Annotated in this window: 18 protein-coding genes; 17 read left to right on the top strand and 1 reads right to left on the bottom strand. The window is 70.8% G+C overall.

Going from position 1 to position 22,228, the window contains the following annotated elements:
* The first annotated feature begins 14 nt into the window (after positions 1–14).
* Both ACGH2B_RS06635 and ACGH2B_RS06630 read left to right on the top strand, forming a co-directional pair.
* Positions 15–863 (top strand): thioesterase family protein, encoded by an 849-nt coding sequence (locus ACGH2B_RS06635; protein WP_399085509.1) that lies wholly within the window; start codon positions 15–17, stop codon positions 861–863.
* Positions 864–1,017: 154 nt separating this feature from the next.
* Positions 1,018–2,187: a cysteine desulfurase family protein gene (locus ACGH2B_RS06630; protein WP_399085506.1), complete on the top strand. Its 1,170-nt coding sequence runs from the start codon at positions 1,018–1,020 to the stop codon at positions 2,185–2,187.
* Between the two features lie 37 nt (positions 2,188–2,224).
* Here ACGH2B_RS06630 and ACGH2B_RS06625 read toward each other — a convergent pair whose 3' ends face one another.
* Entirely contained in the window at positions 2,225–2,887 is a 663-nt protein-coding gene (locus ACGH2B_RS06625; RefSeq protein WP_399085503.1) for an N-acetylmuramoyl-L-alanine amidase, read from the bottom strand.
* 54 nt (positions 2,888–2,941) lie between these two features.
* On the opposite strand from ACGH2B_RS06625, the gene mnmA reads away from it, so the two are divergent.
* The 15 genes from mnmA to ACGH2B_RS06550 all read left to right on the top strand — a co-directional run bounded on the left by mnmA (position 2,942) and on the right by ACGH2B_RS06550 (position 22,099).
* Entirely contained in the window at positions 2,942–4,066 is a 1,125-nt protein-coding gene (gene mnmA / locus ACGH2B_RS06620) for a tRNA 2-thiouridine(34) synthase MnmA (RefSeq protein ID WP_399085500.1), read from the top strand.
* A 396-nt stretch (positions 4,067–4,462) separates the two neighbouring features.
* Entirely contained in the window at positions 4,463–4,807 is a 345-nt protein-coding gene (locus ACGH2B_RS06615; RefSeq protein WP_399085497.1) for a hypothetical protein, read from the top strand.
* Positions 4,808–4,848: 41 nt separating this feature from the next.
* Positions 4,849–7,212: a hypothetical protein gene (locus ACGH2B_RS06610; RefSeq protein ID WP_399085494.1), complete on the top strand. Its 2,364-nt coding sequence runs from the start codon at positions 4,849–4,851 to the stop codon at positions 7,210–7,212.
* 178 nt (positions 7,213–7,390) lie between these two features.
* Positions 7,391–7,747, top strand: a complete 357-nt coding sequence (locus ACGH2B_RS06605) for a hypothetical protein (RefSeq protein WP_399085491.1) — start codon at positions 7,391–7,393, stop codon at positions 7,745–7,747.
* 457 nt (positions 7,748–8,204) lie between these two features.
* The gene (gdhA, locus tag ACGH2B_RS06600; RefSeq protein WP_399085488.1) at positions 8,205–9,581 is read left to right on the top strand and encodes an NADP-specific glutamate dehydrogenase; all 1,377 of its coding nucleotides are present in this window, start codon (positions 8,205–8,207) and stop codon (positions 9,579–9,581) included.
* 120 nt (positions 9,582–9,701) lie between these two features.
* The gene (locus ACGH2B_RS06595; protein ID WP_399085485.1) at positions 9,702–10,244 is read left to right on the top strand and encodes a TIGR00730 family Rossman fold protein; all 543 of its coding nucleotides are present in this window, start codon (positions 9,702–9,704) and stop codon (positions 10,242–10,244) included.
* 104 nt (positions 10,245–10,348) lie between these two features.
* Positions 10,349–11,038: an SDR family oxidoreductase gene (locus ACGH2B_RS06590; protein WP_399085482.1), complete on the top strand. Its 690-nt coding sequence runs from the start codon at positions 10,349–10,351 to the stop codon at positions 11,036–11,038.
* A gap of 80 nt (positions 11,039–11,118) precedes the next feature.
* Positions 11,119–12,168: a methionine synthase gene (locus ACGH2B_RS06585; protein ID WP_399085479.1), complete on the top strand. Its 1,050-nt coding sequence runs from the start codon at positions 11,119–11,121 to the stop codon at positions 12,166–12,168.
* 32 nt (positions 12,169–12,200) lie between these two features.
* Entirely contained in the window at positions 12,201–14,417 is a 2,217-nt protein-coding gene (ligA, locus tag ACGH2B_RS06580) for an NAD-dependent DNA ligase LigA (protein WP_399085476.1), read from the top strand.
* A 156-nt stretch (positions 14,418–14,573) separates the two neighbouring features.
* On the top strand, positions 14,574–16,682 hold the full coding sequence (locus tag ACGH2B_RS06575; RefSeq protein ID WP_399085473.1) for a putative bifunctional diguanylate cyclase/phosphodiesterase: 2,109 nt from the start codon (positions 14,574–14,576) through the stop codon (positions 16,680–16,682).
* Positions 16,683–17,446: 764 nt separating this feature from the next.
* Positions 17,447–17,743 carry an Asp-tRNA(Asn)/Glu-tRNA(Gln) amidotransferase subunit GatC gene (gene gatC, locus ACGH2B_RS06570; protein ID WP_030258164.1) on the top strand — a complete coding sequence of 99 codons (297 nt, stop codon included), beginning with the start codon at positions 17,447–17,449 and terminating at the stop codon, positions 17,741–17,743.
* A gap of 5 nt (positions 17,744–17,748) precedes the next feature.
* Positions 17,749–19,242, top strand: a complete 1,494-nt coding sequence (gene gatA / locus ACGH2B_RS06565) for an Asp-tRNA(Asn)/Glu-tRNA(Gln) amidotransferase subunit GatA (protein ID WP_399085470.1) — start codon at positions 17,749–17,751, stop codon at positions 19,240–19,242.
* A complete protein-coding gene (locus ACGH2B_RS06560) occupies positions 19,239–19,481 on the top strand; it encodes a hypothetical protein (protein WP_399085467.1) in 243 nt (80 codons plus the stop codon). The genes gatA and ACGH2B_RS06560 overlap by 4 nt, the downstream gene beginning before the upstream one ends.
* Positions 19,482–19,497: 16 nt before the next feature.
* Positions 19,498–21,006 (top strand): Asp-tRNA(Asn)/Glu-tRNA(Gln) amidotransferase subunit GatB, encoded by a 1,509-nt coding sequence (gene gatB, locus ACGH2B_RS06555; protein ID WP_399085464.1) that lies wholly within the window; start codon positions 19,498–19,500, stop codon positions 21,004–21,006.
* A gap of 184 nt (positions 21,007–21,190) precedes the next feature.
* Positions 21,191–22,099 (top strand): LLM class F420-dependent oxidoreductase, encoded by a 909-nt coding sequence (locus ACGH2B_RS06550; RefSeq protein ID WP_399085461.1) that lies wholly within the window; start codon positions 21,191–21,193, stop codon positions 22,097–22,099.
* Positions 22,100–22,228: the final 129 nt, after the last annotated feature.

The raw sequence follows: 22,228 nt of genomic DNA, 5'->3' as shown, positions 1-22,228 counted from the left end.
GTAGCGTTCCGGCCATGGCACAGGTGACCCTTGGTAACAGCGAGTTCGACCGTGACACGGCGGTGGTACGCAGCGCCCCGGGGCGCTACGACGTACACCTCTCCGCCGGCTGGACGATCATCCAGGCCGTCAACGGCGGCTATCTCCTCGCCCTCATGGGCCGCGCGCTCGGCGACGCCCTGCCGCACCCCGACCCGCTCTCGGTCACCGCGCACTACCTGACGGCGTCCGTCCCCGGGCCCGCCGTCATCCGCACCGAAGTGGTCCGCACCGGCCGCACCCTGTCGACCGGCACCGCCACCCTCGTCCAGACCGCACCGGACGGCACCGAGGTCGAGCGGCTGCGGGTGCTCGCCTCCTACGGCGACCTCGCCGCGCTCCCCGACGACGTCCGCACCAGCGCCAAGCCCCCGGAGCTGCCCCCGTACGCGCACTGCCTGGGCACCGACAGCGCGCCCGACGGCGCGGCGGCGATACCGGGCAGCACCGCCATCGCCGACCGGCTCGACATCCGGCTCGACCCGGCCACCGCGGGCTGGGCGGTCGGCGCGCCCTCCGGCAAGGGCGAGATGCGCGGCTGGTTCGGCCTCGCCGACGGCCGCGACCCGGACCCGCTCTCCCTGCTGCTGACCGTCGACGCCCTGCCGCCCACCGCCTTCGACCTGGGGCTGTCGGGCTGGGTGCCGACCGTCGAGCTGACCTGCCACATCCGCTGCCGCCCGGCGCCCGGCGCGCTGCGCGTCGCCATCACCACCCGCAACCTCGCGGGCGGCTTCCTGGAGGAGGACGCCGAGGTCTGGGACTCCGCGGACCGCCTCGTCGCCCAGTCCCGCCAGTTGGCCCGGGCACCCCTCGGCGGCTGACCGGCCGTGGTGCGGGGCGGCGCCCGCACGCCCCGCACCGGATGCCCCGGCGCGGCGGGATCCGGCGCGTACGGTGCCCCCGGCGGGCGGCGCCCCCGCGCGCCGGGCATGCGCCCCCGGGGCGCCGGAGGCCGCCCGTAGAATCGTGGGCACCATGGTTTACCTCGACCACGCCGCCACCACCCCGATGCTTCCCGAAGCGGTGCAGGCGATGACCGCCCAACTGGCCGTCACCGGGAACGCGTCCTCGCTGCACGCCGCCGGACGGCGGGCCCGGCGCACCGTCGAGGAGGCGCGCGAATCGCTCGCCGCCTCCCTCGGTGCCCGCCCCAGCGAGATCGTCTTCACCGCCGGCGGCACGGAGGCCGACAACCTCGCGGTCAAGGGCCTGTACTGGTCCCGCCGGGACACCGACCCGGCCCGTACCCGCGTCCTGGCCAGCCCCGTCGAGCACCACGCCGTCCTGGACGCCGTGGAGTGGCTCGCCACCCACGAGGGCGCACGGGTGGAGTGGCTGCCGGTCGACTCCTACGGGCGGGTCCACCCCGACGCGCTGCGCGAGGCCGTCCTGCGCGACCCCGCGGATGTCGCGCTGGCCACCGTCATGTGGGCCAACAACGAGATCGGCACCCTCCAGCCGGTCCGCGAACTCGCCGCCGTGACCCGGGAGTTCGGTATCCCGCTGCACGCCGACGCGGTCCAGGCGGTCGGTCAGACCGAGGTCGACTTCGCCGCCTCGGGCCTCGCCGCCATGACCGTCTCCGGCCACAAGATCGGCGGTCCGTACGGCATCGGCGCGCTGGTGCTGGGCCGGGAGTGGACGCCCGTGCCCGTGCTGCACGGCGGCGGCCAGGAGCGTCAGGTCCGCTCCGGCACCCTCGACACCCCCGCGATCGTGGCGTTCGCCGCCGCCGCCCGCCACGCCGTCGCGCACCGCGCGGAGTTCGCCCGCGACATCGGCGCCCTCCGCGACGACCTGATCAAGGCGGTACGCGCCGCCGCGCCCGACGCCGTCCTGGGCGGCGACCCGGACCCGGCGGGCCGCCTGCCCGCCAACGCGCACTTCTCCTTCCCCGGCTGCGAGGGCGACTCCCTGCTCCTCCTGCTGGACGCCCGCGGCATCGCCTGCTCCACCGGCTCCGCCTGCACCGCGGGCGTCGCCCAGCCCAGCCACGTCGTCCTCGCCACCGGCACCCCGCCCGAACTGGCCCGCGGCACGCTCCGCTTCTCGCTGGGCCACACCTCCACCGCCGAGGACGTCGCGGCGCTCGCCGAGGCCATCGGCCCGGTGGTCGAACGGGCCCGGCAGGCCGGACTGAGCTGACCGGCACCGCCCCGGGCCGCGCGCCCGGGGCGGTCCGCTACGCCTTCCCCGTCCGCGGCTTCTTCCGCAGCTCCGCGCGGACCAGCCGCAGATAGCCGTCCCAGTCCCAGAGCGGCCCCGGGTCGGTGTGGTCGGCGCCCGGCACCTCGGAGTGGCCCACGATGTGCCGCCGGTCGGCGGGGAACCCGTAGCGGCGGCATATCCCGGCCGTCAGCCGCGCCGAGGCGGCGTACATCGCCGTCGTGAACGACTCCGGACGGTCCACGAACCCCTCGTGCTCGATGCCGACGCTCCGCTCGTTGTACGCGCGGTTGCCCGCGTGGAACGCCACGTCCAGCTCCCGTACGACCTGCGCGATATGGCCGTCCTTGCGCACCACGTAGTGCGAGGCGGCCGCGTGGAGGGGGTTCTGGAAGACCTTCAGCGCCGTCGGGTAGCTGCCCTGGACGACGTGGATCACCACACGGTCTATCGGGTAGTCGTCCGGGCGATCGGCCCGCCGCCAGTTCGCCGAGGACGCCGCTATCCACTCCGCGCCCGGCTGGTCGACGGCGCCCGGCGTGCGCGGTTGCGCGGCGCCCGGCAGCAGTCCCTCGCGGGAGGCGACGACGGCGGAACCGACGGCGGTCACCGCGGCGCCGCCGATCCACAACGCGCGCCGCCTGCTGATGCCGGACCCGGTCCGTTCCGTCTTCCCCATGCGCTGGACAACGCGTACGGGACTGCCGGTGGTTCCGTCTACCCTGGATAAGTTATGACTGACGCACCCCGCCTGCGCGTACTCGCCGCCATGTCCGGCGGTGTCGACTCCGCCGTCGCCGCCGCCCGCGCCGCCGAGGCAGGACACGACGTGACCGGCGTGCACCTCGCCCTGTCCGAGAACCCGAAATCGTTCCGGACCGGCGCCCGCGGCTGCTGCACCATCGAGGACTCCCACGACGCCCGCCGCGCCGCCGACGTCATCGGCATCCCCTTCTACGTCTGGGACCTCGCCGAGCGCTTCCGTGAGGACGTCGTCGAGGACTTCGTCGCCGAGTACGAGGCCGGCCGCACCCCCAACCCCTGCCTGCGCTGCAACGAGAAGATCAAGTTCGCCGCGCTGCTCGACAAGGCCCTCGCCCTCGGCTTCGACGCCGTCTGCACCGGCCACTACGCCACCGTCGTGCTGCGCGAGGACGGCAGCCGCGAGCTGCACCGCGCCTCTGATATGGCCAAGGACCAGTCGTACGTCCTCGGCGTCCTCGACGACCGGCAGCTCGCGCACGCGATGTTCCCGCTGGGCGACACCCGCACCACCAAGGCGGAGATCCGCGAGGAGGCCGCCCGGCGCGGTCTGTTCGTCGCGAAGAAGCCGGACAGTCACGACATCTGCTTCATCGCCGACGGCGACACCCAGGGCTTCCTCGCCAAGCGGCTCGGCACCGCCGAGGGCGCCATCGTCGACGAGTCCGGCAACCGCCTCGGCAGCCACGACGGCGCCTACGGCTTCACCATCGGCCAGCGCAAGGGCCTGCGCATCGGCACCCCCGCCGCCGACGGCAAACCGCGCTACGTCCTCGACATCTCCCCGGTCGACAACACCGTCACCGTCGGCCCCGCCGCCTCCCTCGACGTCACCGGCCTCACCGCGATACGCCCCCGCTGGTGCGGCCGCCCGCCGGCCGGCGGCCCCGCGACCTACACCGCCCAGCTCCGCGCCCACGGCGGCGAGACGGAGGTCAGCGCCGAGCTGACCGACGCCGAGGAACTCCACGTCACCTTCACCGAGCCGGTCCGCGGCGTCGCCCCGGGCCAGGCCATCGTCCTCTACGACGGCACCCGCGTCGTCGGCTCCGCCACCATCGCCACGACCCGGCGCCGGGCGGCGGCGGAGGCGTAGGGGGTGGCGCCGTAGGGGAAGGCCGCACCAGAGGCTTTCCCCTACGTCCCGATCTTGGCGTCGGCAGCCAGAGGAGTGCTGCGACCTGTGCGGACCTGCTCCGAACAGGTCATCTCCGCGTGGCCGGAGCTCTGCCGACCGGATCGACAGCGCTCGCCGGGTGCCTGAGCCCCGGCTGCTCCGCTCCTCCGGCGACATCTCCTTCTGGTAGGGGAGCGCCGCAGCGATCAAAGCGGCACGGGAGACGTGGCACTCCCGCGCAGGAGGACGGGCCCCGCGTAATGGCCGATACCGGAGCTTCGGGCAGTGGCCGAAATGCAGCATGGGTGGGGTCGATCTTTGTAGGCTCAGGCACGGAGAGTATCCATAGCTGACTTTCCGCGTGTAGGGGGAGCCTTGTCATTCACTGGTACGGAGATCGATGACCCCGCCGAGCTGCGTAAGGCCGGGCAAGGGGCATTGGATCTTGCGGGGGAAACCAAGAAGGCCGGGAATCGGCCGCTCGACGAAACGCGTGCCGCCTCCCAGGGGTTTTCGCAAGCAGAATGGGATGGAGGCCTGGGCAAGGCGTTGAGTGAACTTTCCGAAACGTGGAGCAGACAACTCAATTCGCTGCAAGCTGACTGTGTGCTGCTGGGAGGGCAGTGCATCGACACGAGCGAAGCGTACTCCACAGTTGAGTCCACAAATTCCGCCGTCATGGGAAATGCGGGCCGGGAAGTGAATTCACCGTTCGGGTGAGGCGCGATGCCGACGAGGTTCAGGAGCGATCGAAAAAATAGTTGAACGGGGATGTTTTGCTGACGTATCGCAGTCTCTATCACATCGATCTTTCCAAGCTTAAAGCTGCTGCGGATGCCTGGGCGGCAGTATCCGCGGATTTCTCCAAGTTACTTGGAATGTACGACGAGAGCGTGGAGCGTCCTTTCGGCTCTTCCGGGTGGGTCGGGCCAGTGCTTACCGTTCAATCGGCGCGTATGCGTATGACGTCCTGCAAGAAAGAGTATGAGAACGCGGCGGTCGAGGCCAAGGGGATTCACGGGATCCTGGCTGATGCATACTCCGAGCTGAAAAATTCCAAGGACGACTTGCACCACCTCGCTGATGTCACCGCGCCCTCTCAAGGTCTTCATGTGAGTGAATCAGGCGTGGTGTCGGCTCGTCATCCGGTGCAGCACGAAAAAGATTCACCCATAGCTCCGGATGTATCGCCTGAGGACATCAAGGCGTCTGAGCAGGACAATAAGATTTACGAACTGGAGGGGAGCATCGCGAAAGTCTTGAGGCGGGCTTGGGAAGCAGATGAATCTGCTTGCTGGGCGCTGCGGAAGGACGCGGGGGGAAAGGGTGCTCTGGCATTCAATGGGAAAGAAGTGACGACGAGCCTGGACTCTGCGGATGCGCAGCACGCGGTAGAGCTCATGCGGCATGGCGAAAAGATGACGGATCGGCAGATGAGCGAGTTGCAGCACATCATGCATCGCAACCGACAGGATCCGGAGTTCACCACCGAGTTTTACAGAAAACTCGGCCCCAAGTCCACGCTGGAGACCATCGCAAAGCTTTCGCGTGAGATGCTCGACTCAGATGAGCGGCGGCAGGGTATCTACAAGGACCTCAAGAAGGAAATGGGCGTCTCGCTGGCTACCGCGACGGACCCCGACAATGAGCCGCACCTCAGCGATGAATGGAATTCACAGCTGCGCAGGGCGGGGTCCGAGCGGATTCTTGACGGTGGAGAGGGCTCGAGTTACGGGTATCGGGCGCTTGGTGAGATCTTGAAAGAAGGGGAGTACGACCCCCGTTTCATTGTCCCTGTTGCCGAGCATGTTACCCAGTTGCAGGAAAAGCACCCCGGAGTCATCCCGAACACCGGGGTTCTGGAGGCGCTGGGGCACAGCCCGGAAGCGGCCACGGACTTCTTCAACGGGCCGATGCACAAATACAACGAAAACGGCGAGGAAGTTCAAGGGCAGCCTGAACTTGGCAAGGGGGCCAATGGCAAACCGATACACAATTACTTGGATTACTTGACCGACAAGGGCTACGACTGGGTTCCTGAGTCCTCTCCGGAAGCACCCGACACTGCTTTCGGTGACTGGGACGATTACGACAAGGCGCTGGAGAAGGAGCTGGCGAAGGGCCCTGATGCTCTAGGGCACGCCCTGGAGGCCGCGGTCTCCGGACGGGCGTACGACGACGAGGGCGCCGGGCATGTCAAGCACACTGAGGAACAGGCGGGTCTCATGCACAGGGTGGTAGAGAAATTCGGAAGCCATCCCGAGCTCATCGACGCCAAGAAACATGCGAGCCTGGCGCCCATGGCGGACAGCCTCGGTCACATGACTGCTGATTACATGTTGGATGTCCAACGTGCGATGGGCGGCGAATCAGGGAGTGATGGGGTTTTCCCCTCGACCGGAGCGGATGCACACCTTTCCGAGCTGAACAACGGGAAGCTGATCGACTTCATCGGCGCCGTCGGTAAGGATCCTGACGCATACGGGGCAATTTCTCAGGCGCAGCAGGCGGCTACTTCGGAAGCTGTTAAGCACGTCATCGCTGAAGGTGGGGAAGAAACGGTGAAGCGCACGGGTGATGTTGTGCAGCCGGGAGCCGTGGTGGACGGGATTCTCGCCGAATCGCGAGCCACCGCCACGTATGACGATAAAATTGCGGACGATAAGGAATTCAATGACGGGTTGAAAACCGGCGATAAATGGGCGGGGCGGATCATTGGTATGGCCACCTCGAAGATCCCGGTAGGTGGAGATGCTCTTCAGTGGGCCATCGAAGACTGTCGGGGGCGGCTATCGACAACTTTACGCATGACTCGAAGGACGCGGCCAAGGAAACTGCCGACTCGTATGTCGAGGAGAATCGCGAGAACTCCGCACAGGCGGCACGCCGTGCCACCCTCAATGCTGCTCGGCAGGCGGGAGTTCCCAGGGATGAAGCTGAAAGGATGGCGCTCGCCGCGTATAACCAGGCGAACCTGGCTTACGGGGACGGCCGAAATCGCGAACATGGCATCGGTCGCGGCTGAGGAGCGTGAAGGGAATGGTGAACGCAGGGAAAAAGGTCTTCCTGGTCGTGGCACCCTTGGTGACGCTGGCAGCAGTGTTGGGCTGGTGGTTTCTAGCTGATACCGGCGATCGGAAGGCTGCAGTTTCGCTTCCCCCCACTGTGTGCGGTGGGGTGTTGAAAGGCTCCGATGTGGCCCCCCTTCTTCCTTCCGAGGGGACCCCTTTCGAGGATACTCGGAAATCTTTTGGAAAATCAGGTAATGCCGAGAAGTGCTCTTTTTCGGCAGGAGGGAGAGAGGTGGAGCTCAAGCTCTATTACTATCTCCCGTCCCCTTCGGTTGCCAAGAGGGTCGAAGAAGACACGGACTGGTCGCATGGGCACCAGCGGGTGCGTGTGAAACTCGGCCAGTCGGCTGGGTACATGGGGGACCATTTCGCCAAGCTCTACATGAACTGCACCAGCCCTTTGAGTGGAAAGTCGGTGATAGGGGTCTGGGCTAATTACTACGGTGATGCCGCCGATTCTGTTCCGCCCGGCAAGAGATCGCACTTCGGTGAGGTTGTCGCCCACATGCTCCGGTATGTCTCGGGCGGCGAAGGGCAGGCGTGTGAGGAAGGCGCGTCCCTTCCCCAGGGGTCACCGGTGAGGAACTGACATCCTTCCGTTGATTCCGGCCGTGGCTCTCGCGCCGTGTCCCCGCCACTGGTCGCGGAGGCAGGCCTAAGCGGTATGCGGTGAGCGGCATGGAACCGGAGTCGATGCCGGCGGTGAGCTGCTTTGTGAGGCGGGGAGCCTGCGGGGCGGCCGCCTTCACGCCCGAAGATTTCCGGGGTCGCTGGAGCCGTGGCCCGCGTTGGTACGGGCGTGGGCTCGGCCGAAGAGGATTCTCGGGGCCAGGAGATCGGGAGCTTGGCCGAGCGTGTCCGGCCGGGATCGGGCGGGCCCCATGGCCATGGTGATACGAATCCTTGTGGCCCCCACTGTCGAGGAGGGGGTCCCGGGCCATAGTCTCGGTCCCGCGACAGGACGTTCAGTGAGCCGTTGCGCTTTCGATTTCGTCGGGAATCGGGGGGCGGGCGGCTTTTCGTCGGTCATGAAGGGATCCGAAAGTATGTCGACCATTCAGTCCGCGGGCCACCCCGGGGTTCATCCGGGATGGCACGAGGCCCTGCACGCGGAGCTGGTCCGGCGGAATCCCGGGGAGCCGGAATTCCACCAGGCGGCGCTGGAGGTGCTGGAGACGCTGGCTCCCGTGCTCGCGGCGCGTCCGGAGTTCGCCGAGGCCAGGATCGTGGAGCGGATCTGCGAGCCCGAGCGGCAGATCATCTTCCGGGTGCCGTGGCAGGACGATTCCGGGGCGATCCGCGTCAACCGGGGCTTCCGGGTGGAATTCAACAGCGCGCTCGGTCCGTACAAGGGCGGGCTGCGCTTCCATTCCTCGGTCAATCTCGGGATCGTGAAGTTCCTCGGTTTCGAGCAGATCTTCAAGAATTCCCTGACCGGCCTCAATATCGGAGGCGGTAAGGGCGGCAGCGACTTCGACCCGCACGGCAGGTCCGACGCGGAGGTCATGCGGTTCTGCCAGTCGTTCATGACGGAGCTGTACCGGCATCTGGGCGAGCACACCGATGTGCCCGCCGGTGACATCGGCGTCGGCGGCCGTGAGATCGGCTACCTCTTCGGCCAGTACCGGCGGATCACCAACCGCTGGGAGGCCGGGGTGCTCACCGGCAAGGGCCTCGACTGGGGCGGTTCCAAGGCCCGTACGGAGGCCACCGGCTACGGCAACGTCCTCTTCACCGAGGAGATGCTGAAGCGGCGCGGTGAGGAGTTCGACGGCCGCCAGGTGACCGTCTCCGGCTCGGGCAACGTCGCGATCTACACGATCGAGAAGGCCCAGGCGCTCGGCGCACACGTCCTGACCTGCTCGGACTCCGGCGGCTACGTCGTCGACGAGAAGGGCGTCGACCTGCCGCTGCTCCAGCAGATCAAGGAGGTCGAGCGGGGCCGCATCTCCGAGTACGCCGAGCGGCGCGGCAGCTCCGCCCGGTATGTCCCCGGCGGCAGCGTGTGGGACGTCCCCTGTGACGTCGCCCTGCCGTCGGCCACCCAGAACGAGCTGGACGCGGACGCCGCCCGGACGCTGATCCGCAACGGCGTCAAGGCCGTCTCGGAGGGCGCGAACATGCCGGCCACCCCGGAGGCGGTGGCGCTGCTGAAGGAGGCGGGCGTCGCGTTCGGGCCGGGCAAGGCGGCCAACGCCGGCGGCGTCGCCACCAGCGCCCTGGAGATGCGGCAGAACTCCGCACGCGAGGCGTGGAGCTTCGAGCGGGCCGAGGGGGAACTCGCCGCGATCATGCGGAACATCCACGACACCTGCTACGAGACGGCCGAGCGCTTCGGCCTGCCGGGCGACTATGTCGCGGGCGCGAACATCGCGGGCTTCGAGCGCGTCGCGGACGCGATGCTCGCCCAGGGCCTGATCTGACGCGCCCGGCGGCCCCGCCCGACGACGTGCGGGGCCGGCGGTGCCGGCCGTTCCACCGGCCCGGCGGCCGTCCCGCGGCCGTCCGAGGGGCGCCGTACCCCGGCTCGTAAGCTGGCGCGTATGAACATCTGCGTCTTCTGCTCCGCCGCCGACCTCGACGACCGCTACACCACCCCCGCCCGCCAGTTCGCCGAGCTGATCGGCAAGGGCGGCCACTCCCTGGTGTGGGGCGGCTCCGACACCGGCCTGATGAAGGTCATGGCGGACGGCGTGCAGGAGACCGGCGGCAAGCTGATCGGCGTCTCCGTGGAGTTCCTGGCCCACAAGGCGCGCGCCGGGGCGGACGAGATGGTCGTCACCCGGGACCTCGCCGAACGCAAGGCACAGCTCCTGGAGCGGGCCGACGCGATCGTGATCATGGTCGGCGGTACCGGCACCCTCGACGAGGCCACCGAGATCCTGGAACTGCGCAAGCACCGGATGCACACCAAGCCCGTCGTCCTGCTGAACACCGCCGGCTTCTACGACGGCCTCAAGGAACAGTTCCAGCGCATGGAGACCGAGGGCTTCCTGCCCCTTCCCCTGACCGAACTGGTCTTCTTCGCCGAGGACGGCGTGGGCGCCCTCGCCTACCTGGAGGAGCAGGCGGGCATCATCGCCTGACCCCTCCCGCGATGCCGTACGCCCAGGTCACCGGCGGTCCGGCGGGATGCGGCCGGTGCGGGGGCACGGGCCGTGCGCCCGCCGTGGCTCGTTAGGATCGGGGCATGGGTACGCACTTGATCACGGGCGCAGGATCGGGCATCGGAGCGGCGGTCGCGCGGCGGCTGGCGGAGCGCGGGGAGGACCTGTGGCTGCTGGCCCGGGACGCCGGACGCGCCAAGGAACTGGCCGCGCGGTACCCGGGCGCCCGCACGCTCGTGGGCGACCTCGCCACCCCGGAGAAGCTGGACTGGGCGCTCGGCAAGCAGCCGCTGCCCGAACGCCTCGACTCGCTGATGCACATCGCCGGCGTCCTCGAACTGGGCGCGATCGGTGACTTCGGCGCCAAGGCGTGGCAGCGCCAGCTCGCCGCCAACCTCGTCTCGCCCGCCGAGCTGACCCGGCTGCTGCTGCCGCTGGTCCGCGTCGCCAAGGGCCACATCGTCTTCGTCAACTCCGGCGCCGGACTGCGCGCCAACCCCGAGTGGGGCGCGTACGCGGCGAGCAAGCACGGTCTGAAGGCGCTCGCCGACGCGCTGCGCGGCGAGGAGCACGGCAACGGCGTACGGGTCACCTCCGTCTACCCGGGGCGGACCGCCACGCCGATGCAGGCCAGCACCCACCAGCAGGAGGGCAAGGAGTACGACCCGGCGCGCTGGATCGACCCCGAGTCGGTCGCGACGGCCATCCTCACCGCGATCGACCTGCCGCGCGACGCCGAGATCAACGACCTCTCGGTCCGCCCGGGACGCTGAGCCGCGCGTCCGGGGCGCTCCCGCGCGCCCCGGGCGGGCCGCCCGCCACCGGGTGCGCCGCCGCGTCATACGCTTCCCGGGTGAGCGAGAACAGCACGAGTGAGCGCAGCGGAACGGACGGAAGGGGCGGCGCACGCCCCTGGGGCGCGGGGGCGGCGACCGCCGTGGGCTCGATGCCCGGCGGCGACGCCCGCGAGGCGGTCAAAACCGTCACCGGCTCGCTGGAGACCTTCCCCCACCTGCCGGAACTGCCCGCCCGCGGCCCCGGCGCCGACATGATCGGCCGCACCTGCGGCCTCCTCGTCGAGCTGTACGCCCATGTGGAGCCCAGCGGCTGGCGGATCAGCGACCGCCCCGGGCGCGACACCCGCCGCGCCCGCGCCTGGCTCGGCGAGGACCTCGACGCCCTGGAGGAGTTCACCCAGGGGTACGAGGGCCCGCTGAAGGTCTCCGCCGTCGGGCCGTGGACCCTCGCCGCCGCCCTGGAGCTGCGTGGCGGCGAGGCGGCGGTCAGCGACCCGGGCGCCTGCCGCGACCTGACCGCCTCGCTGGCCGAGGGCGTCCGCGCCCACCTCGCCGACCTGCGGCGCCGGGTGCCCGGCGCGCGCCCCGTCCTCCAGCTCGACGAACCGTCGCTCACCGCCGTCCTCCAGGGCCGCGTGAAGTCCGCCAGCGGCTACCGCACCCACCCCGCCGTCGACCGCGCCGACGTGGAGGGCGGCTTGCGCACCCTCGTCGAGGCGGCGGACGGCGCGCCCGTCGTCGTCCATTCGTGTGCGCCCGCCGTCCCGTTCGCCCTGCTGCGGCGGGCGGGCGCGGCGGGCGTCTCGTTCGATTTCTCCCTGCTCACCGAGCGTGAGGAGGAGGCGATCGGCGAGGCGGTGGAGGGCGGCACCGCGCTCTTCGCCGGAGTGGTGCCCGGCGTGGACGGCCGATTGTCAGACCCTGCCGGTAGCGTCATGGGTGTCAGGACGCTGTGGCGCAGGCTGGGGCTGACGCCGGGGACTCTCTCCGAGTCCGTGGTGGTCACCCCGTCGTGCGGGCTGGCGGGCGCTTCGCCCGCGTACGCCCGCGCCGCGCTCGCCCACGTCGTCCGGGCCGCGACCTCGCTCGCAGACAACCCTGAGTGACGACCACTCACGGACCACGGGAGGACAAGACGGTGGCTGGCGAACAGCACGCAGCGGCAGCAGAGGTGCCCGCGGCGGCGCGGGAGGAGCACGCGCAGCTCGCTGAGCAGATCGAGGAGCACCGCTTCCGGTACTACGTGAAGGACGCCCCCGTCATCAGCGACGCGGAGTTCGACCGGCTGCTGCGCTCCCTGGAGGCGATGGAGGAGGCACACCCCGGGCTGCGCACCCCGGATTCCCCGACCCAGAAGGTCGCCGGCGCGTACGCCACGGAGTTCACCGAGGTCGAGCACCGCGAGCGGATGCTCTCCCTCGACAACGCCTTCGACGACGAGGAGTTGGCCGCCTGGGCCGAGCGGATCGCCGCGGAGCTGGGCGGCGACCCGAAGAGCGCCGGATACCACTTCCTGTGCGAGCTGAAGGTGGACGGCCTCGCGGTCAACCTCACCTACGAGCACGGCCGCCTCACCCGCGCCGCCACCCGCGGCGACGGCCGCACCGGCGAGGACATCACCCCCAACGTCCGCACCATCGCCGAGATCCCGCACCGCCTCACCGGCGAGCGGATCCCGGAGCTGGTCGAGGTCCGCGGGGAGGTGTACTTCCCCATGGAGAAGTTCCTGGAGCTCAACGAACGCCTCGTCGCCGACGGCAAGCCCCCGTTCGCCAACCCGCGCAACGCCGCCGCCGGTTCGCTCCGCCAGAAGGACCCGAAGGTCACCGCCACCCGCCCGCTGCACATGGTGGTCCACGGCGTCGGTGCCCGGCAGGGCTTCGACATCGACTGCCAGTCGCACGCCTACGACCTGCTGCGCGAGTGGGGCCTGCCCACCGCCGCGCACAACCGCGTCGTCGACTCCCTCGCCGCCGTCCGCGAGTTCATCGCCCGCTACGGCGACGCCGAGACCCGCCGCACCGCCGTCGAGCACGAGATCGACGGCGTGGTCGTCAAGCTCGACGAGATCCCGCTCCAGGGACGGCTGGGCTCCACCTCCCGCGCCCCGCGCTGGGCGATCGCCTGGAAGTACCCGCCGGAGGAGGTCAACACCAAGCTCGTCGACATCCGCGTCGGCGTCGGCCGCACCGGCCGCGTCACGCCGTACGCCGTCGTCGAGCCGGTCACCGTCGCCGGCTCCGAGGTCGAGTTCGCCACGCTCCACAACCAGGACGTCGTCAAGGCCAAGGGCGTCCTCATCGGCGACACCGTCGTCATCCGCAAGGCGGGCGACGTCATCCCGGAGATCCTCGGCCCGGTGGTCGATCTGCGCGACGGCGGCGAGCGGGAGTTCGTCATGCCCGCCGACTGCCCCGAGTGCGGTACGCCGCTCCAGCCGGCCAAGGAGGGCGACATCGACCTGCGGTGTCCCAACGCCCGCTCCTGCCCCGCGCAGATCCGCGAGCGGCTCTTCTACCTCGCCGGGCGCAAATGCCTCGACATCGAGAACTTCGGCTACGTCGCCGCCACCGCGCTCAGCCAGCCGCTGGAGCCCGCCGAGCCGCCGCTGAAGGACGAGGGCGACCTTTTCGGCCTCTCCATCGAGCAGTTGCTCCCCATCAAGTCCTACGTCCTCGACCCGGACTCCGGCCTGCCCAAGCGGGACCCGAAGACCGGCGAGGAGAAGATCGTCACGTTCTTCGCCAACCAGAAGGGCGAGCCGAAGAAGAACGCCCTGGCCATGCTGGAGAACATCCAGGCGGCGAAGGAGCGCCCGCTGGCCCGGATCATCACCGGCCTGTCGATCCGTCATGTCGGCCCGGTGGCCGCCGAGGCGCTGGCCCGCGAGTTCCGGTCGATCGACCGCATCCGCGAGGCCGACGAGGCGGAGCTGGCCGCGGTGGAGGGCGTCGGGCCCACCATCGCCGCCTCCCTCAAGCGCTGGTTCGAGGTCGACTGGCACCGCCAGATCATCGAGAGCTGGCGCGCGGCCGGGGTCCGGATGGAGGAGGAACAGCAGGCCGACGAGGGGCCGCGCCCCCTGGAGGGCCTCACCGTCGTCGTCACCGGCACCCTGGCCTCCCACACCAGAGATGGCGCGAAAGAGGCCCTGCAGAGTCTCGGGGCGAAGGTGACCGGTTCCGTTTCCAAGAAGACCGGATTCGTCGTCGTGGGTGACAACCCCGGTTCCAAGTACGACAAGGCGATGCAGTTGAAGGTGCCCGTGCTGGACGACGACGGCTTCGCGGTACTGCTGGAACAAGGGCCTGACGCGGCACGCCAGGTGGCGGTCACGCCGCCCGAGGAGGAGTGACAGGCCGCCCCTTCGGCGCATACCAGAGTGATCGGGATGGCCAGGTCGCATTCGGGCAACCGCTGCCGATCGCTGCCCGTAGGGGCCCTTCGCGTCCTACTGTTGAGAGGTGCGCCTGCCGTGGCGCGGGCACAGCCGGCTGTGAGAGGGATCGGAATGAAACCGACCGACAGCGCCGCTCCGGCGTCGCGGCTCCGCCGGCTTGTGGTGCCCGCGCTGCCCGCCGCCTTCACCGTCCTGGCGGGTCTCACCCTCCTGGGCGGGGTGATCTGGACACTGGGCGAGCGGCGGGCGCTGTTCCCCTCCGGCACCGTCGGCTGGTCGCTGGCGGTCCTCACCGGCATCATCGTCGGCCACCTCGTCGCCCTCGGCCGGGACCGCTGGTGGGGCGGCACCGGCTCCGGCGCCGCCCTCGCCCTCGCCGTCGTCCTCCTCTACGGCTGGATGCCCGCGGTCCTGGTCAGCCTCGCCGTCGTCGTCCTCGTCGGCGCGGCCCGCCGTCACCGCTGGCGGCAGGCCGTCCTGCACGGCGCGGTCGACCTGCTGGGCGTCGGGGCCGCGGCCCTGGGCGGCGCGGCCCTCGGCAACACCGCCACGGTCCGCCATCCCTGGCAGCCCGAGGCGTGGGACCTCGCCGTCCTCCCGCAGGTCGTCGCGGCCGCCGCCTGCTATCTCCTGGTCACCCGCGGCCTGTTGTGGTGCACCCTGCTGCCGCGCGGCGGCGGCCTGCCGACCGTCACCCGCACCGCGCTGACCCGTCAGCTACTGGTCGGCGTCGCGCTGTTCGGCATCGCCCCGCTGATCGCCGTCACCGCCGATCACGCCCCGCTGCTGCTGCCGCTCTACGCCGTCCCGCTCATCGCCCTCGACTCCACCCTCTGGATCGCCCGCGCCCGCGCCGAGGAGCAACTGCGCGATCCGCTGACCGGACTCCCCAACCGCCAGTGGCTGCTGGAGCGCGCCTGGTCCGCGCTGGACGAGGCCGAGCGGATCGAGGCCCGGTGCGCCCTGGTCCTGATCGACCTCGACCGCTTCCGTTCGGTCAACGACACCCTCGGGCACCTCGCCGGTGACCGCCTGCTGCTCCAGATCGCCGACCGGCTGCGCGACGCCCTGCCACGCGGCGCCGAGGCGGCCCGCCTCGGCGGGGACGAGTTCGCCGTCCTGCTGCCCACCGCGGACTCCCTCACCAGCGCCCAGCGGGTGGCCCGCAACCTCGTCGCCACGCTGGGCTCCCCCCTCGACCTCGACGGTCTGACCCTCGTCCTCGAAGCGAGCGCGGGGGTCGCCGTCTTCCCGGACCACGCGCTGGACGCCGAGGGCCTGCTGCGCCGCGCCGACGTCGCGATGTACCAGGCCAAGCGGGACCGCAGCGGCGTCGAGGTCTACGAGGCCCGGCGCGACGGCAACACCCCCGACCGCCTCGGTCTCCTCGGCGATCTGCGCCGCGCCCTCGACGCCGGGGACGTCGAACTGCACTACCAGCCGAAGGTCGGCTTCGACGGCCATGTGGCGGGCCTGGAGGCGCTGGTGCGGTGGGTGCACCCGGACCGCGGACGGGTGCCTCCGGACGAGTTCATCGCCATCGCCGAGACCTCCGGTCTGATGCCCCGGCTGACGGAGTACGTGCTGGAGACCGCGCTCGCCCAGGTGGCGCGGTGGCGGGCGATGGGCCTGGAGGTGCCGGTCGCGGTCAACGTCTCACCGCGCGATGTGCACTCGCCGGGCTTCGCGGGCGCGGTCGCCGCCCGCCTCGCCCGGCACCGCGTACCACCCGGAGCGCTCCAGTTGGAGATCACCGAGCATGTGCTGCTGGAGGACCCGCAGCGGGCGGCCGACACCCTCGCCGGGCTGACCGGACACGGCGTCAAGATGTCCCTCGACGACTTCGGCACCGGCTACTCCTCCCTGGTCCATCTGCGGCGGCTGCCGGTCAGCGAGCTGAAGATCGACCGCTCCTTCGTGGCCCGCCTCGCGGTCGACAACGAGGACGCCGAGATCGTCCGCTGCACCCTCGACCTCGCCCACTCCCTCGGGCTGCTGGTCGTCGCCGAGGGTGTGGAGGACGACGAGACCTGGGAGCGCCTGCGCGACCTCGGGTGCGACGCGGTGCAGGGCTGGCTGGTGGCGGCGGCGATGCCGCCGGACGAGACCACCGCCTGGCTGCGCGCCCGTGGCGAGCACGGCTGGCACCGTGAGTCGGAGACGTCCGCCCTCGCGGCGGAGAGGGCGGCCGACCGCCCTTCGGGACAGGTCCTGAACTGAGGACCCGGCCATCCGCCGTCCCTCCTCCCCGCTCCGACCACACCACCCGGCCGCCCGGCACGCCGGACACGCCCACCGCGCCGGACACGCCCGCCGTGCAGGGGGCGCCCGTCCTGCCCGGTGAACCCGGCGCCTCGGCTGAGCCCGCCGCATCCGGTGAGCCCGGTGAGTCCGCTTCGCCCGGTGAACCCGGCACTCCGGCCTTGCCCGGTGCGCCCGATCAACCCGGCGTGCCCGATCAACCCGGCGGCCCGCCCCGGCCCCGCGTACCCGGCACACCGGCCGGGCCTGCGGCACGCGACGAGCCCGACGCGCCCGCCCCGCCCGACGAGCCCGCCTCTTCCGCCGGACCCGGCGCCTGCGACACCCCGCCTTCCCCGGGGAGCCTCTGACCGGCACCGCCTCGCCACCGGCACCGTCTTGCCCACCGGCACCGGCACCGGCACCGCCTCGTCACCGCCACCGCACCCATCTCCTCCCCGATACGGACCGGACCGGCCCACCCGGCCCACTCACCTCGCCGACGCCACCCGCACCCGCCCCCGCACCCGCCCCCGGGCAGGTGCCCGCTCCGGGCCCCCGGGAACGCACCCCCGCCGGCCCCCAGGAATGCAGGCGCGGCTCCCTACGCCGGGGCCATAGGATTGGGCCGTACAGATTCAAGCCGTACAGATTCACGTAGATCCCCGACAGCCGGATCCCTGGCGGATCCCCGTCGGATTCCCGTTCACGTGGAACTCCGAGAACCAGCAGAGGAACGCTGCATGCCTGGCATCACGCGCGAGGAGGTCGCCCACCTCGCACGGCTGGCACGTCTGGAGCTGAAGGACGAAGAGCTCGACCACTTCGCCGGACAGCTCGACGACATCATCGGCGCGGTCGCCCGCGTCTCCGAGGTCGCCGACCAAGACGTACCGCCGACCTCCCACCCGCTGCCGCTGACGAACGTCATGCGGGCGGACGAGGTCCGTCCGTCGCTCACTCCCGAGCAGGCGCTCTCCGGCGCCCCCGCCCAGGAGCAGCAGCGTTTCAAGGTGCCGCAGATCCTGGGGGAGGAGTGACCGACATGGCAGACCTGATCAAGCTCACCGCCGCCGAGACCGCGGCGAAGATCGCGTCCGGCGAGGTCACCGCCGTCGAGGTGACCGAGGCCCATCTGGCCCGTATCGAGGCCGTCGACGAGAAGGTGCACGCCTATCTCCACGTCGACCGTGAGGGTGCGCTGGCCCAGGCCCGCGCCGTCGACGACAAGCGCGCCCGCGGCGAGAAGCTCGGCCCGCTGGCCGGTGTGCCGCTCGCGCTGAAGGACATCTTCACCACGAAGACGATGCCCACCACCGTCGGCTCCAAGATCCTCGAAGGCTGGATCCCGCCGTACGACGCGACGCTCACCAAGCGCCTCAAGGACGCCGACGTCGTCATCCTCGGCAAGACCAACATGGACGAGTTCGCCATGGGGTCCTCCACCGAGAACAGCGCCTACGGCCCGACCGGCAACCCCTGGGACCTCACCAAGATCCCCGGCGGTTCCGGCGGCGGCTCCTCCGCCGCCCTCGCCTCCTTCCAGGCGCCGCTCGCCATCGGCACGGACACCGGCGGCTCCATCCGCCAGCCCGCCGCCGTCACCGGCACCGTCGGCGTCAAGCCCACCTACGGCGCGGTCTCCCGCTACGGCATGGTCGCCTTCTCCTCCTCCCTCGACCAGGGCGGGCCCTGCGCCCGTACGGTCCTGGACACGGCGCTGCTGCACGAGGCGATCGCCGGCCACGACGAGCTGGACTCCACCTCCATCGACGCGCCGGTCCCGCCGGTCGTCGAGGCGGCCCGCAACGGCGACGTGCGGGGCATGCGCGTCGGCGTCGTCAAGCAGTTCCGCGGCGAGGGCTACCAGGCCGGTGTGGTGCAGCGGTTCGAGGAGTCCGTCGAGCTGCTGAAGAGCCTCGGCGCCGAGATCGTCGAGCTGGACTGCCCCTCCTTCGACCTGGCGCTCTCCGCGTACTACCTGATCGCGCCGTCCGAGTGCTCCTCGAACCTCGCCCGGTTCGACGCCATGCGCTACGGCCTGCGGGTCGGCGACGACGGTACGAAGTCCGCCGAGGAGGTCACCGCCCTCACCCGCGAGGCCGGTTTCGGCGACGAGGTCAAGCGCCGCATCGTCCTCGGCACCTATGCGCTCAGCTCCGGCTACTACGACGCGTACTACGGCAGCGCCCAGAAGGTCCGCACGCTCATCACGCGGGAGTTCGAGGCCGCTTTCGAGCAGGTCGACGTCATCGTGTCGCCGACGACGCCCACCACCGCCTTCCCGATCGGTGAGCGCGCCGACGACCCGATGGCGATGTACCTCGCCGACCTGTGCACCATCCCGACGAACCTGGCCGGCAACGCTGCCATGTCGCTGCCCTGCGGCCTGGCGCCGGAGGACGGCCTGCCCGTCGGACTGCAGATCATCGCCCCCGCCATGAAGGACGACCGCCTCTACAAGGTGGGCTCGGCCGTCGAGGCCGCCTTCGTGGAAAAGTGGGGTCACCCGCTGCTGGAGGAGGCACCGTCACTGTGAGCAACATCGGCAAGAAGGCCAAGAACTTCAAGAAGTCCAAGTCCGGCGTGTACCTGTCGATCGGCACCACCGCGTTCGGCGCCTTCAGCGTGTTCAAGCAGGCCAAGGAGGCCCGCAACGAGCACGACACGCTCCGGCTGATCGACGCGGGCGTCTCCGCCGCGGCGATCGTCACCGGCCTGGCGATCCTCTACCGCGAACTGAAGCGCCTGGGCGACGACGACGTCCTGCTGGGCTGAGAGGGAAAGTTTCACCGTGACAGTCACTGACCTGGTGTCGTACGAGGACGCCCTCGCGTCCTACGACCCCGTCATGGGCCTGGAGGTCCATGTCGAGCTCGGCACCAAGACCAAGATGTTCTGCGGGTGCGCCACCACGCTCGGCGCCGACGCCAACGCGCAGACCTGCCCCACCTGCCTGGGCCTGCCCGGCTCCCTCCCGGTCGTCAACGCGATCGGTGTCGAGTCGGCGATCAAGATCGGCCTGGCGCTGAACTGCTCCATCGCCGAGTGGTGCCGCTTCGCCCGGAAGAACTACTTCTATCCGGACATGCCGAAGAACTTCCAGACCTCCCAGTACGACGAGCCGATCGCCTACGACGGTTACCTCGACGTCCAACTGGAGGACGGCGAGGTCTTCCGCGTCGAGATCGAGCGCGCCCACATGGAGGAGGACACCGGCAAGTCGACGCACGTCGGCGGCGCCACCGGCCGTATCCACGGCGCGTCCCACTCCCTGCTCGACTACAACCGCGCCGGCATCCCGCTCATCGAGATCGTCACCAAGCCGATCGAGGGCGCGGGCGAGCGGGCCCCCGAGGTCGCCAAGGCGTACGTCGCCGAGCTGCGTGAGCTGATCCGGGCCCTGGGCGTCTCCGAGGCGCGCATGGAGATGGGCCAGATGCGCTGCGACGTCAACCTCTCGCTGCGCCCGAACGGCACCGAGACGTTCGGCACCCGCTCGGAGACGAAGAACGTCAACTCGCTGCGCTCCGTGGAGCGGGCGGCGCGCTTCGAGATCCAGCGGCACGCCGCGGTCCTCTCCTCCGGCGGCACCATCGTCCAGGAGACCCGGCACTTCCACGAGGAGGACGGCTCGACCACGGCCGGCCGCATCAAGGACAACGCCGAGGACTACCGCTACTTCCCCGAGCCGGACCTGGTGCCGGTCGCGCCCGCCCGCGCGTGGGTCGAGGAGCTGCGGGCGGCCCTGCCCGAGCTGCCGCGCGTCCGCCGCAACCGGCTGCGCGAGGAGTGGGGCGTCTCCGCCCACGACATGCAGTCGATCCTCAACGCCGGTGCGGTCGATCTGATCGTCGCCACCATCGAGGCGGGCGCGGGCTCCGCCGCCGCCCGGAAGTGGTGGATGGGCGAGCTGGCCCGCCGCGCCAACGAGGACGGCGTGGAGCTGTCCGCACTGCCGATCACCCCGGCGCAGGTCGCCCGGGTCGCCGCGCTGGTCGACGAGGGCTCCCTCAACGACAAGCTGGCCCGGCAGACCATCGAGGGTGTGCTCGCCGGTGAGGGCGACCCGGACACCGTCGTCGAGAAGCGCGGCCTGAAGGTCGTCTCCGACGAGGGCGCGCTGGGCGCGGCCGTCGACGAGGCCATCGCGGGCAACGCCGCCATCGCCGACAAGATCCGCGGCGGCAAGGTCGCCGCGGCGGGCGCCCTGGTCGGCGCGGTCATGAAGGCCACCCGCGGCCAGGCCGACGCGGCCCGCGTCCGCGAACTGATCCTGGAGAAGCTGGGCGTCGAGGGCTGACGACCACTCCTGGCCCACGCGACGGCGGCCGCCTTCCGGAAACCTTCCGGGAGGCGGCCGCCGTTCGTATGCGCCCTCCCGGTGAACCGGTTACGTGATCAAGGAATGCCGGGCGGGCCGGGGGCGCTGTAGCAGGGCAACGGACCGGGACGTGGAACGCGTCCCCTGACACCCTGGAGGAACGGTGCCTCAGCACGCTCTCGCCACCCGGATCGGCACGGTAGGTGTCTGGCACGGCGGGCTCGGTCATCTGCCGGCGGCGGTCGGCCGGGAGGCGGCCGCGGAGATCGAGCGCCTCGGGTACGGCGCCCTGTGGGTGGGGGAGGGGCCCACCTCGAAGGAGGCGTTCACCCATGCGGGGCTGCTGCTCGCCGCCACCGAACGGCTCACCGTCGCCACCGGCATCGCCAACATCTGGGCCCGCGACGCCGCCGCGGCGGGCGCAGCCACCCGTACCCTCGCCGAGGCGTACGACGGCCGCTTCCTGCTCGGTCTGGGTGCCAGCCACGCCCCGCTCGTCGGGGTGCGCGGTCACACGTACACCAAGCCGTTGGCGGCGATGCGCGGCTATCTCGACGCGATGGACGGCGCGGCGTACGAGGGCCCGGACCCGGTGCGGGAGCCCGGGCGGGTGCTGGCGGCGCTCGGCCCGAAGATGCTGGAGCTGGCCCGGGACCGCGCGAGCGGCGCCCACCCGTACTTCGTGCCGGTGGAGCACACCGTCACGGCCCGTGAGGTCCTCGGTGACGGGCCGCTTCTCGCGCCCGAGCAGGCGGTGTTGCTGGAGAGCGACCCGGCGACGGCCCGCGCGGTCGCCCGTGAGCGGCATGTGAGCCGTTATCTGACGCTGCCGAACTACGTCGGGAACCTGCGCCGGTTCGGCTTCGGCGACGAGGACTTCGCGGACGGCGGCAGCGACCGGCTGGTCGACGCGCTCGTGGCCTGGGGCGATGTGGACGCGATCCGCCGCCGGGTGCGTGCCCACCTCGACGCGGGCGCCGACCACGTAGCCGTCCAGCCGCTGACGGCGGACGCCACGGACCCCGGCCTCGCCCAGCTCCGGGAGCTGGCACCGGCGCTGCTGGAGGGCTGAGGGCGCTGAGCGGGCGCGGGTGGGCGGTCCCGGCGGACCGGTACGTCGGCCGGGGCCGGTGCGGCGGGCGGGGCGAGCGGTCCGCCCGCAGCCGGCCCGCCCGACCGGTCAGCCGTAGCCCCTACGGGA

The sequence above is a fragment of the Streptomyces sp. BBFR2 genome, assembly GCF_044497305.1.
GTDB lineage: Bacteria > Actinomycetota > Actinomycetes > Streptomycetales > Streptomycetaceae > Streptomyces.
The sequence above is the reverse complement of the archived record's forward strand: the minus strand, read 5'-3'. Positions and strand labels throughout refer to the sequence as shown.

Bases quoted from the DNA above. Each gene is read 5' to 3' on its own strand.
- ACGH2B_RS06635 (WP_399085509.1), top strand. From the start codon at position 15: ATGGCACAGGTGACCCTTGGTAACAGCGAGTTCGACCGTGACACGGCG.
- ACGH2B_RS06630 (WP_399085506.1), top strand. From the start codon at position 1,018: ATGGTTTACCTCGACCACGCCGCCACCACCCCGATGCTTCCCGAAGCG.
- ACGH2B_RS06625 (WP_399085503.1), bottom strand. From the start codon at position 2,887: ATGGGGAAGACGGAACGGACCGGGTCCGGCATCAGCAGGCGGCGCGCG.
- mnmA (WP_399085500.1), top strand. From the start codon at position 2,942: ATGACTGACGCACCCCGCCTGCGCGTACTCGCCGCCATGTCCGGCGGT.
- gdhA (WP_399085488.1), top strand. From the start codon at position 8,205: ATGTCGACCATTCAGTCCGCGGGCCACCCCGGGGTTCATCCGGGATGG.
- ACGH2B_RS06595 (WP_399085485.1), top strand. From the start codon at position 9,702: ATGAACATCTGCGTCTTCTGCTCCGCCGCCGACCTCGACGACCGCTAC.
- ACGH2B_RS06590 (WP_399085482.1), top strand. From the start codon at position 10,349: ATGGGTACGCACTTGATCACGGGCGCAGGATCGGGCATCGGAGCGGCG.
- ACGH2B_RS06575 (WP_399085473.1), top strand. From the start codon at position 14,574: ATGAAACCGACCGACAGCGCCGCTCCGGCGTCGCGGCTCCGCCGGCTT.
- gatC (WP_030258164.1), top strand. From the start codon at position 17,447: ATGCCTGGCATCACGCGCGAGGAGGTCGCCCACCTCGCACGGCTGGCA.
- gatA (WP_399085470.1), top strand. From the start codon at position 17,749: ATGGCAGACCTGATCAAGCTCACCGCCGCCGAGACCGCGGCGAAGATC.